Origin of the sequence: Alkalihalobacillus bogoriensis ATCC BAA-922 (genome assembly GCF_000621445.1) — a bacterium.
GTDB classification, from domain to species: domain Bacteria; phylum Bacillota; class Bacilli; order Bacillales; family Bacillaceae_F; genus Bacillus_AO; species Bacillus_AO bogoriense.
Map to the genome: position 1 here is coordinate 391047 of NZ_KK211278.1, position 15408 is coordinate 406454.

The 15408-nt window shown below is 37.9% G+C and carries 15 protein-coding genes; 14 read left to right on the forward strand and 1 reads right to left on the reverse strand.

Features of this window, described 5'->3' with window-relative positions:
- The first annotated feature begins 6 nt into the window (after positions 1 to 6).
- The 14 genes from cobM (at position 7) to T323_RS0120725 (ending at position 13469) form a co-directional block, all read left to right on the forward strand.
- A complete protein-coding gene (gene cobM, locus T323_RS0120660; RefSeq protein ID WP_026674987.1) occupies positions 7 to 795 on the forward strand; it encodes a precorrin-4 C(11)-methyltransferase in 789 nt (262 codons plus the stop codon).
- Positions 795 to 1871, forward strand: coding sequence for a cobalt-precorrin 5A hydrolase (locus T323_RS0120665; protein ID WP_026674988.1), 1077 nt, complete (start codon positions 795 to 797; stop codon positions 1869 to 1871). Before cobM ends, T323_RS0120665 begins: the two co-directional genes overlap by 1 nt.
- 17 nt (positions 1872 to 1888) lie before the next feature.
- Positions 1889 to 3283, forward strand: a complete 1395-nt coding sequence (locus T323_RS0120670; RefSeq protein WP_026674989.1) for a cobyrinic acid a,c-diamide synthase CobB — start codon at positions 1889 to 1891, stop codon at positions 3281 to 3283.
- Positions 3271 to 4317 (forward strand): nicotinate-nucleotide--dimethylbenzimidazole phosphoribosyltransferase, encoded by a 1047-nt coding sequence (gene cobT, locus T323_RS0120675; RefSeq protein WP_026674990.1) that lies wholly within the window; start codon positions 3271 to 3273, stop codon positions 4315 to 4317. Before T323_RS0120670 ends, cobT begins: the two co-directional genes overlap by 13 nt.
- An 89-nt stretch (positions 4318 to 4406) precedes the next feature.
- Complete coding sequence (locus tag T323_RS0120680; protein WP_035179415.1) at positions 4407 to 5483, forward strand: FecCD family ABC transporter permease; 1077 nt, start codon at positions 4407 to 4409, stop codon at positions 5481 to 5483.
- Entirely contained in the window at positions 5480 to 6301 is an 822-nt protein-coding gene (locus T323_RS27260; RefSeq protein WP_035179417.1) for a heme ABC transporter ATP-binding protein, read from the forward strand. Before T323_RS0120680 ends, T323_RS27260 begins: the two co-directional genes overlap by 4 nt.
- Positions 6302 to 7348: a methyltransferase domain-containing protein gene (locus T323_RS28980; protein ID WP_051556642.1), complete on the forward strand. Its 1047-nt coding sequence runs from the start codon at positions 6302 to 6304 to the stop codon at positions 7346 to 7348. It abuts the gene before it with no gap.
- A gap of 3 nt (positions 7349 to 7351) precedes the next feature.
- On the forward strand, positions 7352 to 8326 hold the full coding sequence (locus T323_RS28985; RefSeq protein ID WP_035179419.1) for an ABC transporter substrate-binding protein: 975 nt from the start codon (positions 7352 to 7354) through the stop codon (positions 8324 to 8326).
- 14 nt (positions 8327 to 8340) lie between these two features.
- Positions 8341 to 9186 (forward strand): class I SAM-dependent methyltransferase, encoded by an 846-nt coding sequence (locus T323_RS0120700; protein WP_026674992.1) that lies wholly within the window; start codon positions 8341 to 8343, stop codon positions 9184 to 9186.
- A gap of 70 nt (positions 9187 to 9256) precedes the next feature.
- Entirely contained in the window at positions 9257 to 9592 is a 336-nt protein-coding gene (locus T323_RS27275) for a hypothetical protein (protein ID WP_035179422.1), read from the forward strand.
- Between the two features lie 110 nt (positions 9593 to 9702).
- Entirely contained in the window at positions 9703 to 10425 is a 723-nt protein-coding gene (locus T323_RS0120710; protein ID WP_026674993.1) for a YwaF family protein, read from the forward strand.
- A 48-nt stretch (positions 10426 to 10473) separates the two neighbouring features.
- Positions 10474 to 11499, forward strand: coding sequence for an STAS domain-containing protein (locus T323_RS0120715; protein WP_026674994.1), 1026 nt, complete (start codon positions 10474 to 10476; stop codon positions 11497 to 11499).
- 109 nt (positions 11500 to 11608) lie between these two features.
- A complete protein-coding gene (locus T323_RS27280) occupies positions 11609 to 12142 on the forward strand; it encodes a sigma-70 family RNA polymerase sigma factor (RefSeq protein ID WP_035179423.1) in 534 nt (177 codons plus the stop codon).
- Entirely contained in the window at positions 12135 to 13469 is a 1335-nt protein-coding gene (locus tag T323_RS0120725) for a DUF4179 domain-containing protein (RefSeq protein WP_026674995.1), read from the forward strand. Before T323_RS27280 ends, T323_RS0120725 begins: the two co-directional genes overlap by 8 nt.
- A gap of 72 nt (positions 13470 to 13541) precedes the next feature.
- On the opposite strand, the gene thiC is transcribed toward T323_RS0120725, so the two are convergent.
- Positions 13542 to 15314, reverse strand: a complete 1773-nt coding sequence (thiC, locus tag T323_RS0120730; RefSeq protein ID WP_026674996.1) for a phosphomethylpyrimidine synthase ThiC — start codon at positions 15312 to 15314, stop codon at positions 13542 to 13544.
- Between the last annotated feature and the right edge of the window lie 94 nt (positions 15315 to 15408).

Genomic DNA, 15408 nt, shown 5'->3' on the forward strand with positions numbered 1-15408 from the left:
ACTAAAATGGAATTAGAAGCAAAAGTTTATATTGTCGGATCAGGTCCTGGAGACCCAGATTTAATTACAGTAAAAGGATTAAAAATACTCGAGCAAGCCGATGTCATTTTATATACAGACTCTCTCGTAAATCCTGTGTTGATGGAAAGAGCGAAAAAAGATGCTCTTATTTTAAAAAGTGCTGGGATGAATTTAGAAGAATTAGTAGATTGCATGGAAGAACATGTGAAAAACGGAAAAAGTGTTGCGCGAATGCATACGGGAGACCCGGCAGTGTACGGTGCGATTTATGAACAAATGAAAAAATTAAAACAACGTGGCATCGCTTATCAAATCATCCCTGGTGTAAGTTCGGTCTTTGCTGCAGCCGCAGCCGCTGAAGTGGAGTTAACGATTCCAGAATTAACGCAAACTGTTATTTTAACGCGAGCAGAAGGTCGAACTCCGATGCCTGAACGAGAACAATTAAAAGATTTAGCTGCTCATCATTGTTCCATTGCTTTATTTTTAAGTGCAACATTAATAAAAAAAGTCGTAAAAGAGTTTTTAGAAGCAGGATGGAACGAAAATGATGCGGTCGTTGTTGTTTATCGTGCTTCATGGCCAGATGAAAAAGTTGTTCGCACAACGTTAGGCTCTCTTGATGAAACGATGCGAAAAGAAGGAATTCGTAAACAAGCGATGGTTATTATTAGTAAAGCAGCAGATGAAGCGCTTTTAGAAGAAGGAACGTTTGAGTCAAAGCTATACGATAAGACTTTTACGCATGGTTATCGTAAAGGAGAACGTGTGTAATGGAAAACATTGCATTAGTCGCAATTACAAAACACGGTGTTCAAATGGTGCGGAAATTACAAGAAAGCATACAGACGGCAGACGTATATTATATGACAAAGTTCGAACATGGCGATGAAAAGGAAAAAGGCATTTATATGTTTGAAGGTTCTGTTCGGTTAATTTTACCTGATTTATTTAAAAAGTATGATGGTATTGTAATGGTGATTTCACTTGGTGCTGTTGTTCGCATGATTGCACCAATATTAAAAGATAAAAAAACAGACCCTGCCGTTGTTGTTGTCGATGATAAAGGACAGTTTGTCATCAGTGTGCTATCTGGTCATATTGGTGGAGCAAATGAGTTAACGCACGAATTATCACAGCACTTACAAGCGACACCTGTCATTACAACTGCATCTGATGTCAATAAAACGATTCCTGTTGATATTTTCGGACGAGAATTTGGCTGGATTGTCGAGTATGACAAAAAAGTCACACCAGTGAGTGCAGCTGTTGTGAATGAAGAACCGATCGTCATTGTTCAAGAATCAGGAGAGCGGAACTGGTGGAAACATAATAAGCCACTTCCGTCACAAATGAAAGTCGTCTCAAGCTGTAAGGAGGCGATGATGCTTGATTTTTCCGCAGCTTTAGTTATTACCCATCGGCTGTTAACAGAGGACGAACAATCGATGCTGTTACAAAATGGTGTCCTATACAGGCCGAAGTCAGTGTATTTAGGAATTGGCTGTAATCGTGGGACGAGTGCCACAGAAATAAATGCTGTCATAGATGAAACATTATATGAATTAGGCATCTCAAAAACTTCTGTCAAAGGAATTGCCACGATTGACTTAAAAAAGGATGAAGAAGGCTTGCTCGACGTGTGTGAGCAAAATAAGTGGACGTTTCAATATTTTACACCGTTAGAGCTAAACGCGGTTCCGATTTCAAACCCATCAGAAACCGTTTTTAAATATACTGGAGCATACGGTGTAAGTGAACCTGCTGTTTTATTAGCATCTGGTGCAAAGCAACTAACATTAGAGAAGAAAAAAAGTGGGAATGTAACGATTTCGATTGCAGTGAAGTAAGAACGGAGGGGTAGTGTATGCAACGAAGAATTGTAATTGCGGGAACAAATAGCGGAGTCGGGAAAACAACGTTGACGTTAGGAATAATGGCAGCACTCCGCCAGCGTGGTTTGGTCGTTCAAGGATTTAAGTGTGGTCCAGATTATATTGACCCTAGCTATCATACCGCTGTAACAGGTCGTCATTCCCGGAATGTTGATAGCTGGATGTTAGAGCATGATGTAGTAAAAGAAGTGTTTTCATCTGCCTCCCAAGATGCGGATATTTCAATAATTGAAGGAGTTATGGGGTTTTATGATGGAAAAAGTCCAGAAAGCAACATAGGAAGTACGGCTGAAATCAGTCAACTTCTTGAGGCTCCTGTTCTTTTAATCGTCAATATTAGTAGTATGGCAAGAAGTGCTGCCGCCATTGTGAAAGGGTTTCAGATGCTTGATGAGTCCATTACGATTGCAGGTGTCATTGTTAACCAAGCGGGAAGTAAAGGACATTATGAACTTTGTAAAAAAGCAATTGAAAAAGAGTGTGGTGTAAAAGTACTCGGATACTTAGTAAAAGGAGATACACCAAAGATTCCTTCTCGTTATTTAGGGTTAATTCCAGCAATTGAAAGAGGAGAATTAGATGGTCTTTTTACAGAGCTAGGAGAAAAAGTCGCTGAACGAATTGATCTTGATGCTGTTGTTCATATTTCAGAACAAGTGCAAGAAATCAAATATGAGCCTGTGTTATTTTCTGACGAGTCAGTAAAACCAACAGTGAAAATTGCAGTTGCCCATGATGCTGCCTTTAATTTTTATTATGAAGAAAATTTGCATTTGTTGCGACAAGCAGGAGCAGAGTTAGTTTATTTTAGTCCTCTTGCAGGTGAAACATTACCTAAGCAAGTGGATGGATTGTACATCGGTGGTGGTTTTCCTGAGGAGTTTGCCAAAGAACTTTCCGAGCATTCCGAATTGCAAAATGACATTCGAGCTGTTGCACGTGAGCTCCCTATTTTTGCAGAATGTGGCGGATATATGTTTTTAACTGAACGGATTATAACAACAGATGGCCAATGTTATCCGATGGTCGGTGTCATTCAAGGTGAAGTCACAATGCAATCTAAACTCGCAGCTCTTGGTTATCGTGAAGTAACGTCACTACATGACAATATTATTTTGCAAGCTGGCGAAAAAGCGAAAGGACATGAGTTTCATTACTCGACAATAGCTTGTGCAAATGAAAACAAGGAAAAGGCTTATCATGTAAAAGCTCTTCGTAAAGATGGAGAAGAAGGGTATTGTTCAGAAAATATTGTTGCAGGGTATACTCATCTTCATTTTGGGTCAAACCCAAATATTGCGAAAAGATTTGTTCATGCTTGTGAAACATATCAGCAAAAGAGAGGAAGCAAAGAATGGAAAAGCTAGACGAAATCATTCAAGCGATCGAACCGTTAAACAAATCGGTTATGGAAAAAGTCGCTAATCATATTGATAACTTAACAAAGCCAGTTGGTTCATTAGGAAAAATCGAGCAATTAGCAATTCAATTAAGTGGGATTACGGGAGAAGAAAAGCCTAACGTCTCAAATCCTGCAGTTATTGTTGCTGCGGGTGACCATGGCATCGTAGCAGAAGGTGTTTCGGCTTATCCCCAGGAAGTAACACAGCTCATGCTAGCTAACTTTATAAAAGGAAAAGCTGCGATTAATGTTTTTGCCAATCAAATCGGTGCTTCGGTGTATGTTGTTGATGTCGGTGTAAAAGGACCGGTTGATATACCAACAGTCAAGCAGTGCAAAGTGAAAAACGGAACAAATAATTTTTTGCTTGAAGATGCGATGACAAAAGAAGAAGCGCTTAAAGCAATCCAAGTAGGCATTGATGTCGCAGAGACTTTAATTAAAAATGGTCATAAACTGTTGATTACTGGTGAAATGGGAATTGGAAACACAACTGCGAGTAGTGCTATTTTTGCAGCGCTTACAGATGAGAGAATAGAAGATGTTGTTGGGGCTGGAACAGGTTTAACAGCTAATGCGTTACATCATAAAGTCAATGTCATCAAACAATCACTCGAAAATCGAAAACCAGCTTCATCTGATCCGCTTGATGTGTTGAACAAAGTAGGTGGGTTAGAAATTGCAGCATTAACAGGGGTCATATTAGCAGGAGCAAAAAGCCGAGTTCCTGTTTTAATCGATGGATTTATTTCATCAGCTGCAGCTCTTCTTGCGATAAACTTTTGTCCAGTCATCCGTGATTATTTGATTATAAGCCATCAATCTGCCGAACAAGGCCACGCTCTTTTACTGAAACATGTACAACTCGAGCCGTTACTTTCATTGGGACTGCGTTTAGGAGAAGGTACAGGAGCTGCTCTTGCTTACCCACTGTTACTTGCGGCGACAAATATCGTATCGGAAATGGCAACGTTTGAAGAGATGGGAATTCAAAAATAAACAAGTTTTGAAAAAAAGGGTGACAGACTTCTACTAAAATTATATAATCTAAATCGTAATAATTACGATTTATTGAAGGTGAAAAGGCTATGAATAAGACTGGACCAATTAAAAATCGAATTTCGTTTTCTTTGTTATTACTTGTTTTAATGTTTCTATTACTTTTGTCGATGACGTTTGCAGTTATGATTGGCCCGGTATCTATTCATCCTCTTACGGTTTGGCAAATTCCACTTTCAAAGCTTTCAATTTTTGAAACTGCATTTGCCCAAGACTGGACAAGGGCGCAAGAACAAATCATATGGGAAATTCGATTTCCTCGGGTAATTTTAGGTGTGTTAGTCGGAGCAGGATTAGCTGTTGTGGGAGTTACAATACAAGCTCTTGTCCGCAATCCTTTGGCAGAGCCGTTTATTCTCGGGATCTCTTCAGGTGCATCTGTAGGAGCAACGATGGTCATCGTGTTTGGAGCGTTTTCCATCTTTGGTTCATATGCGGTTTCGTTAGCTGCTTTTTTGGGAGCATTACTATCTGTTTTCTTCGTTTTTTTCTTAGCTCAAGTTCAAGGAAGAATTTCAACGGTTCGCTTACTATTAGCAGGGATTGCGATTTCTATGATGTTAAGTGCATTAACGAATTATATCGTCATCTCGGCACCACGAGCTGAAGGAATTCGAGATGCGATGTTTTGGATGATGGGTAGTCTAGCAGCTGCTAAATGGAGTCAACTGTTCATTCCGACAGTTACGGTGATCGTGGGACTAGCTATCCTTCTTTGTTTATCAAGACCATTAAATTTATTACTTTTAGGAGAAGAAGCTGCATCTCATTTAGGGTTGAACAGTAATGTATTTAAAAAAATTCTTATCGTACTAACCGCATTATTAACAGGTGTATTAGTAGCGTTAAGTGGTGCGATTGGTTTTGTCGGTTTAATGATTCCTCACATTGTCCGGTTATTAGTTGGGTCTGATCATCGTCGTGTACTCCCTGTTAGTGCGTTACTAGGTGCAATTTTTTTACTTTGGGCTGATGTTGTTGCAAGAACGATAGTTGCGCCACAAGAACTACCTATTGGGATTGTTACGGCCATTTGTGGAGGTCCATTTTTTATTTGGCTATTACGAAGAAGCAATTATTCTTTTGGTGGAGGTGGTTCAAAGTGACATTAAAAGCGTCCAATGTAGCAGTGCAAATAGACAAAACGATGATTATTCAAAATCTATCTCTTCATCTACATGAAGGGGAATTTATCGGATTAATTGGTCCAAATGGAAGTGGGAAATCTACCTTTTTAAAAACATTATATCGGTCATACCTTCCATTGCAAGGGACAGTGACCCTCTATAATAAAGAGTTACATTCATACTCTTTTCGTGCGTTTGCGAAAGAGGTTGCTGTAGTGACCCAAGAAAGTAGTGTCCCGTTCGACTTTAGTGTACTTGAAATCGTGTTAATGGGTCGTCATCCACACCAACGCTTTTTTTCAAAAGAAGAAAAGAAGGATTATGATGCGGCATATGAAGCTCTTGCCTCTGTTGATTTAACTGAGTATGCCGAGCGAAGTTTTTCATCTTTATCTGGTGGAGAGAAACAGCGCGTTTTGATTGCAAGAGCGCTAGCGCAACAAACGAATTTATTGCTTTTAGACGAACCGACGAATCATCTAGATATCCATCATCAATTGCAATTGTTAAATACCGTGAAAAACAGTGGCTTAACTGTTGTTTGTGCGATGCATGACCTTAATTTAGCGGCCGCTTATTGTGATCGGATCATCGTAATCAACAAAGGGGAAATGGTCTTTGAAGGAACACCGAATGAAGTCATAACTGAACAGATGTTAAAAGAAGTGTTTGAAGTAGATACTGTTGTTATTCGCCACCCACAAACAGGAAAAAAACAAATTTTGTTTACTCCAGAAGATGAACTCCAGTCTTTGGTCGTACCAATGGAACGAAAACGAGAACGGAGTGGGTTATAAATGAGTGTGTATACTTGTTCTTTTTGCCAATTTACGTATGATGAGTGGCATGGTGATAGTAAAAATGGCATTCCAAAACAAACGCAATTTTCAGTGCTATCTGGTAGCTTATGCTCCCGTTGTGGGATGCAAGGAGAACGCCATCAAAGACAACGGGTAACTTCGTATAAAGGTGAAGAAGCAAAAACATATGATATGTTTGCTGGAAAAGCTGGAATCTCATTTTATATGGAATGGCTACACTCATCTAAAGACCCGGTTACTGTATTAGAGCTCGGATCTGGAACAGGAAGAATGACGGTCCCCTTTTTACAAAAAGGGATTCACGTTCAACCCGTCGATGTTAGCAATGAAATGAATGAAATCGCAAAGAAAAAACTAGAACGCCTCGACCTACCAATTACAATTATCGAAGAAGATATTCTTTCACTTCACCTAGAGGACACGTATTCTCATATACTACTAGCGGATGGATTTCTTCAACATTTTCTAATGATAGAAGAGCAAAAAAAACTTTTAGCCTTTGTTTATTCTCATATAAAGCAAGGCGGTCAAATAGCGCTTGATATTATAGTTCCGCCAAATACAAAGTGGAAAACGGTAAAAAAGAAGCGAATGACAAATAAAAAAACAGTTATGAAAACAATAGAAGGGGAAGTCACACTTAGTAAACAACTAATGGTGTGTGCGACTACGATTACGAGTGTAGTCGACGGTTATATCGATACTACTTATCACGTAGAAAGAGAATATAGTCTCCTTACGCCAAGAGAAGTCGTTTATTTACTTGAAATCGTCGGCTTTGACATCATAAACATGACGGAAAACTATAAAGCACAACCATGGGAAACTGTGGTACCAGCTTCATTACAAAAACAAAAGCCTGATTTGCCCATAGATCAAACATTAGTAGAACAAGACCAAGATTCGAATCTACATCCTTATGTTGAAAATGTTTGGTCAACAGGTCATTACATATATCAAGAGGAAGAAAAAAGCGAATGGACAACGATCACAATATTCGCAAAAAAGAAAGAGGAGAGATAAAAGTTGAAAAAAATCATTTTTTTATTAAGTTTACTCATATGGATAACGGCTGGTTGTGGGCAAGAGACAACAGGAGAAGGGAACCAAGAAAAACAAGAGGTAAACGAATCATATGGTGTTGTAGAAATTGAAAATAATGGGCGGACTTTACAATTTGTAGAAATTCCAAAGCGTGCTGTTACATTAAATCAACATGTAACAGAAATCATGTTAGCACTGGGGTTAGAGGATCATATGGTTGGTACAGCTTATATCGATGATGAGATTTTAGATGAGTATAAAGCTGCCTATGAAAGTATCCCGGTGATTGCAGACCAGTATCCAAGCCAAGAAGTCTTTTTAGAGCAAGAACCAGATTTTGCGTATGCGGGTTGGGCTAGTGCGTTTCGTGAAGATAATATTGGAACAGTGGAGCAATTAGAGGAATTTGGAATTCATGCGTACCTTCATGAATCATCGACTATCATCGGTCCAACAGTTGAGGATATTTATACAGATATCCGTAACATCGGTAAAATATTTAAAGTTGAAGACCGTGCTGAAGCATTAATTGAAGAGATGAAAGCGAGAATCGAAAAGAAAAAAGAAGAGATTCCACAAGGCGCTGTTGGAAAGCAAGTGTTCATTTACGATAACGGAGAAGCGGCTCCTTTTACGTCAGCTCGAAACTTTTTAAATGAACTTATTTCTATAACAGGGGCTGAAAATGTGTTTGCTGATATCGATAAAAACTGGGCGGAAGTTAGTTGGGAAGAAGTAGTTGAGCGAAACCCTGATATTATTGTCATTATTGATTACGGTGAAACAACAATCGAAGAAAAAAAGAATTTTTTACTTAATCATCCTGCTCTTACCGATGTTCCTGCTGTGAAAAATGAACAATTTATTGTCATCCCACTCTCGTCTGCAGCAGAAGGTGTTCGTATTCCAGATGCCTTTGAATTACTAGTGGATGGGCTCATTGAAAATGGATTTTAATGCCGAGGTGCTAAATGAAAATTGATGTAAACGATAAAGTTGATTTTGTTCATTTATGGCAAGAAGGGATGAAAGGGTGGAATGGGAAAATGCCAGAACGAATGGTTAATGATGAGTTAGAAGATTCGTTTTGGAAAGAAATTGTTATGAGGAAACCGCTAGACCCGAAAATGGACGAGCATGTCATCCCACTTTTTACAAAATTAAAAACGCATATAACGTCATCTGACCATGTGCTGGAAATTGGCCCTGGATGGGGAAACTATACTTTTTCATTGTTGCCAAACGTGAATACTTTAACATGCATAGATAGTTCAAGTCATATTATCGACTATTTACAACAAGTTAAAAATAGAAAAAATGCGAATTCGTTAGACCTCATCCATCACAAATGGGAGGAATGGGACAATACGACAAAATATGATGTTGTTTTTGGTATTAATTGTTTTTACCGAATGTATCATATTAAACCAGCATTAAAAAAAATGAATGAAACTGCTCGTCGCCTAGCGATTATTGGAATGACAACAGGTCCGATGAGACCGCATTATCTTGACTTATTAAAAACAACGAATCTTACTATTAATATACCGAGAAGAGATTATATTCACTTACTAAATATATTATATGAATTAGGAATATATGCTCAATGTGAGACGATTGAGCTTCAACGTACGTTCACCTATCATTCCTATGAAGAGTTAATTAAAGCAAATACGATAAAAATAAGAGAAGAAAGTTATGATCGAAAGCCGGTCGAAAATGCGATTGAAAAATATTCTTATTATCAAGACGGAAAATATTATTATCCTCATCAATTTCATGGTGTTTTATTGCATTGGCAACCGAAAAATCAATAAGTGTTGTTCATTGATTCCTAATTGAAATCATATTACACTAGCAACATGATTAATAGAAAGAGGGATATCATTGAAACGGATTAGAATAATAATTGGAATTGGTGTTTTTGTACTATTCCTTAGTAGTTTTCTCATTCAAACGACACCAAAAGCTCCTATGAATGCAAGAATGATTGTTGATCATACGTATGGTGTTTACATTTCACCTCCTTGTTTTAATGATGCTGAAGTAACGAATTATTTAGAAGAAACGACATTGGGACGAGCAATTGAAACAGGATATGAACCTGAATCTATTTGTACGGAAAATTCGTTAACCGCCGAAAATCAGCCTTGGATATACAATGTGTTTGAATTAATTGGATTTATTCAAGGGAAGTGGGACCGTGATGGCGAATGGAAATAAGAGAATAGCTGACAAGGTACTCGATTTTGAGTACCTTTTCTTTTTACAGCCTCGGTTATTTTATCTTGTTAACACTTGGACAAACTACTAAGAAATCAAGGAGGGAGTTCATGGGACACTATTTTAGCTATGGTTCTCAACCATTTCCGTTTGACATGTTTTCGATGAGTCATCTCGTTGTATTGCTCCTTTTTCTTACTTTATTAGTAGGGCTTTACTTGGGCCGTCCTAGGATGAATCAAAAGGGAAAAACGTTTATTAGATATACTCTAATTGTAATTTTAATTGGTTGTGAATCTTCATTTCATTTATGGTTTATTCTACATGATCAGTGGACAGTTAGAGGAAATTTACCATTGCAATTATGTAGTATTTCCATTTATTTATGTACATTTATGTTACTGACAAGAAACCACTCGTTATCAGAGGTTACATTTTTTTTCGGTATCGGTGGTGCGATTCAAGCGATGATTACACCAGAATTATTTTATGGGTTTCCGCATTATCGATTTTTTCATTTTTTTATTGCACATATGGCTATATTGTATGCTTGCTTTTATATGATTTGGTATGAGCGTCTTCATATTAAGTTTCAGTCTGTCATCAAAGCGTGGATGACGTTAAACGTCATTGCTGTGTTTGTCTTTTTTGTTAATCACTTAACAGGCAGTAATTATATGTTTCTTGCCAGAAAGCCGACAAATCCGACAATCATTGATTGGTTAGGACCGTATCCATGGTATATTCTTTCATTAGAAGTATTAGCATTCCTTATTTTTACAATCGTGTATTTCATTTTTGGAAAAAATCGTCTAAAGCTGAAACGAAAGTGAGAACATGATAAACTATAACAAGCAATTCCGATAAAGGGGGATTTAGTTTTGGGAGAAAAAAAGCAACAACAGCACGTAGATATACAAGGTGTGACATATAGGTTTAATGTCGAGGAAGGTAAAGTTCAGTTCGAAGGTCATGATGTCCTCATCTTTTGGATTGAGTCAGCCATGAAATCTTTTGTTGATACGATAGAGGAAGTATCGGGTGATGATGCAGCAAATGTTGTCATGCATACCGCTGGATTTCGAATGGGAGAAATTGTTGGTGAATATTTTGAAAAACAAGAGATAGAAGCAATTATGGAACTGTTTCCAAAGATTTATGCTTCCGCAGGTTGGGGAGCTTTTACGGTAGTAGAGTTCGCACCTGAAAAGGCGAGCCTTGTTATTCGAATGAAAAATAGCTGGGAGTATAAAATTAATAAGCTCCAAGGCAAAACACAATCTGGTTCCTTTTTAACAGGCCATTTAGCAGGAATCTTTACAAGACTATTTAAGCAAAACATCGGTTGTGAGCTTGTAAAAAGTCAATTGACAGGGGCAGAGTATGATGAGTTTCATTGTCGTCCCTCTTCCGTTTGTCCGATTGATAACATACATAATTACGCAAGAAAACAGGAACAAAAAGAAATTGAAAAGCTAGAAGAAAAAGTGAGAGAACGGACACAAGACTTAACGAAACTTGTCAAGGACATCTCATCACCGATTATTCCGGTATTAGATCAAATCGTTGTTGTTCCACTTCTTGGAAAATATGATGAGTTACGTTCAGAAGATATGATGACGCAAATTATGGAGAACTTACCAAGGTATACGGCAAGCTATTTAATTCTTGATGTTACTGGAATTGATGAAGTCGTGGACGAATATACAATGAATCTTATCCGGAAGTTAACAGATGCTACTAGTTTACTAGGAACAAAAAGTATTTTAGTTGGTGTGTCACCTCAGCTCGGGATAACCTTAACACAAAGTGCATACGATTTACGGTCGATTGAATGTTTTTCCACGCTAAAACACGCCATTCATTATGCATTAGCACAAGAAGGTAAAATAATTACAGATAAATAAAAAGGAAAGAGATTCTCTCTAACCAAGGGAGAATTTTTTTGTCGGGAACTTCTTACTACTTTCGTTTATCTAATGAATAGAAAGATGAAAAGGAGGGTGTTGGACTGAAATGGAGACCGAAATGTTACGACTCGTAAAAAAAGCAAAAAAAGGAAATAAAGAAGCATTTGTTTCGTTAATCAAACAAAACGAATCACTATTATACCGTGTGGCAAGGTCAATTTTACAGAATGACAATGATTGTTTAGATGCGATTCAAGAATCAATTTTAAAGGCCTATCAAAATATTGAAACGGTGAGGGAACCTAAATATTTCAAAACATGGATTGTTCGAATCGTAATGAATGAATGTTATTCAATGCAACGACTGAAGAGGAAAGTTGTTCCTCTTGAAAAAACGGAAGAACCTAGTTTTAAAGATACAACATCTGAAACGATGATTATTCATGAAGCCATTGATGCCTTACATGAAGACTTTAGAAGAGTCATTTTGTTGTTTTATTTTGAGGACTTGTCAATTAAAGACATCGCAAGTTTATTAGAAATTCCTGAAAGTACTGTTAAAACAAGATTGCACCGAGCCAGAAATCAGTTAGATACGTGGTTAACGAACACGGATAAGGGAGGGTGTTCTAATGGATAAACTGGAACAAATGTTGAAAAAGGCGAAAACAGATGCTTCTGCGCAAGTTCCAACGAGCATAAGTGAGGGCATTGACAGTGTTTTAGAAACATTGCCGAAGAAAAGAAAGAAAAAGCAAATGCTGATGGTTTATACTGCAAGCTCTATTGTTATAGGAATAGGAGTCATATTAGGGGCTTCCCAAGTTTCACCGTCTGTTTCACAAGGAATGCAAAAGCTTCCTATTATAGGATCCGTGTTTGAATTTGTCTCCGATAAAGGATTAAATAAAGCTCAAGAACAGGAGTTAACAAATAAAGTAGATAAACAAATCGTCAGTGGAGATACGACGTTAACGTTTACTGATGTGTTCCATGATGGGACGAGGTTATCTGTAGGATATGTGATGGAAGGAGTATCTTCCGAACAAGACGTAAGGAATACATTTTATGATGAAACATTCACATTGAAAATTGACGGGCAAAAAATTTATAATTTGAATTATATGCGAATATCAGTAACAAAAATGGACGATAATCAATTTATTGGTGTGCTAGAATTAACAAATCGAAATTTTCCTGATTCATTTGAGCTTACTCTTGATTTTTATAACATTGATTCGAAAAAAGGGGAATGGTCATTGTCTTTTCCTGTCATAAAAACGAAAGATATTTTCCATTATCAAGTGAACGCCGAACAAGAAGTAGGAGATTATGATGTGAGAATAAATGAAGTGACTTTGACTCCAGCAACAACCGAGCTGAAATATACTGTTTTTCAAGAAGTTAAAGGAGAGACGGTAGAAGGGTTGATTCCATCTTTGTTACTATTTGATGATAAAGGAAGGCAATATAAACATGGAGCTGGTGGGAGTAAAGGTGGAATGAATGTATTACCGAATGGCACAGGGATTACACAAGCGTTTGAGCAATATGAGCCAATGGAAGAAAAACCAGAGTATATTGTGGTTCAGCCTTATATGATCGGGAATGGCAACTCAAACGTCTCGTCGGGAGAACTCGGAAGTACGATACCGCTTAAGCTTGAGCAAGGTGAGAAAGGCTCCCTTACTGTTTTGGATGTAACCAGTAATCAAGATGATTTGATCATAACATATCAAGTTGAGGGAACATTGCCATTCTATCAAGCTTGGGTTTGGCTAGAGGATCGGGATGGAAATGAGACGTATTCAACCCAAGCACCACAATTAGTCGACCGTGAATCTTATACGTTTACACAACGTTTTTCTAATATCGATATCGATAATATAAGTCAATATAAAATCCATACTAATGACTTAGAAAATATTACGTTATATCCAGAAACGATAAAAATCACACTAGAATAAAAGCAAAACCGGCTTTGAGAATTTTTACTCAAAGCCGGTTTGTTTAACGAATAGACGCTATCGCGTTTTTCATTATTGATAAATTTTACTTCCTTTTTCACGAAACTCTTTAGCTTTTCCTTCCATTTCTTTTTCGACGAAAGTATTCGCATCAATTCCTTTTTCTTGTGCTTGCTGGCGAATATCTTGCGTAATTTTCATACTGCAAAATTTTGGTCCGCACATGGAACAGAAATGAGCTGTTTTTGCACCTTCAGCTGGTAATGTTTCATCATGGAAACTCATTGCTTTTTCAGGATCTAAAGATAAGTTAAACTGGTCTCTCCAGCGGAATTCAAAACGCGCTTTTGATAAGGCGTCATCCCGTAATTGTGCACTCGGATGTCCTTTCGCTAAGTCCGCGGCATGGGCTGCAAGCTTATACGTAACAACACCTTCACGAACATCTTCTTTGTTTGGTAAGCCAAGATGTTCTTTCGGTGTGACATAACATAACATTGCTGTGCCAAACCAACCTATCATCGCAGCACCAATTGCAGATGTAATATGATCATAACCAGGGGCGATATCTGTTGTAAGTGGACCTAATGTATAAAATGGTGCTTCATCACAAATTTCAAGCTGTTTATCCATGTTTTCTTTAATTTTATGCATTGGGACGTGACCTGGACCTTCAATCATGACTTGGACATCATGTTCCCATGCGATTTTTGTTAATTCCCCTAATGTTTCTAGTTCCGCAAATTGTGCTTCATCATTTGCATCGGCAATGGAACCAGGGCGTAATCCATCTCCTAATGAAAAGGCGATATCGTAAGCTTTCATAATTTCACAAATGTCTTCAAAATGGGTATATAAGAAGCTCTCTTCATGATGAGCTAAACACCAAGCTGCCATGATTGAACCACCGCGAGAAACAATTCCAGTAACACGATTAGCCGTCATTGGGATGTAAGGAAGACGTACACCAGCGTGGATTGTAAAATAATCAACGCCTTGTTCTGCTTGTTCAATTAATGTATCTCGATATACTTCCCATGTTAAATCTTCAGCTACACCATTTACTTTTTCTAACGCTTGATAAATCGGAACGGTACCAATCGGAACAGGTGAATTACGAATAATCCATTCTCGCGTTGTATGAATATGTTTTCCAGTCGATAAGTCCATAATATTATCTGCTCCCCAACGAACAGCCCATGTCATTTTTTCAACTTCTTCTTCAATGGAAGAGGTTACGGCACTATTTCCGATATTGGCATTGATTTTGACATGGAAATTACGGCCAATAATCATTGGTTCACTTTCGGGATGATTAATATTAGAAGGCAAGATTGCGCGTCCACGAGCTATTTCATCACGAACAAATTCAGGTGAAAGCCCTTCACGAATTGCCACGTATTCCATTTCTGGTGTAACGATTCCTTTTCGAGCGTAATGAAGCTGTGTAACGTTGTTTCCTTTTTTGGCACGTAAAATTTGGCGTTTACTTGTATCGAAAATTTCAACTTCGGTCATTTTTTCAGAAGAAGCCACACCATTATCTACTGGCTTAACTTCACGCCCGTCATACACCTCGACGTCGCCACGCTCTAGTATCCATTGTTTTCTTAGTTCTGGTAAGCCTTTACGAACATCAACGGTATAATTCGGATCTGTATAAGGACCGCTCGTATCATAAACTGGGAATGGTGGATTTTGAATGGTTTCTCCTTGTGGAGTTGTTGTTGGTGAAAGTTCAATTTCACGAAAAGGGACACGGATATCTGATCGTGATCCTTGAACATACACTTTTTTACTGTGTGGAAACGGTGTGATTAATGGGGTTTTTTCTTTTACTGACATAAGACATTCCTCCTAATTTTGGTCAAAGCGGAAATTTGATGTTTGAACTGATTAAGGAGGAGGGATATACATGATAGATGGCCTGAACTCGTAT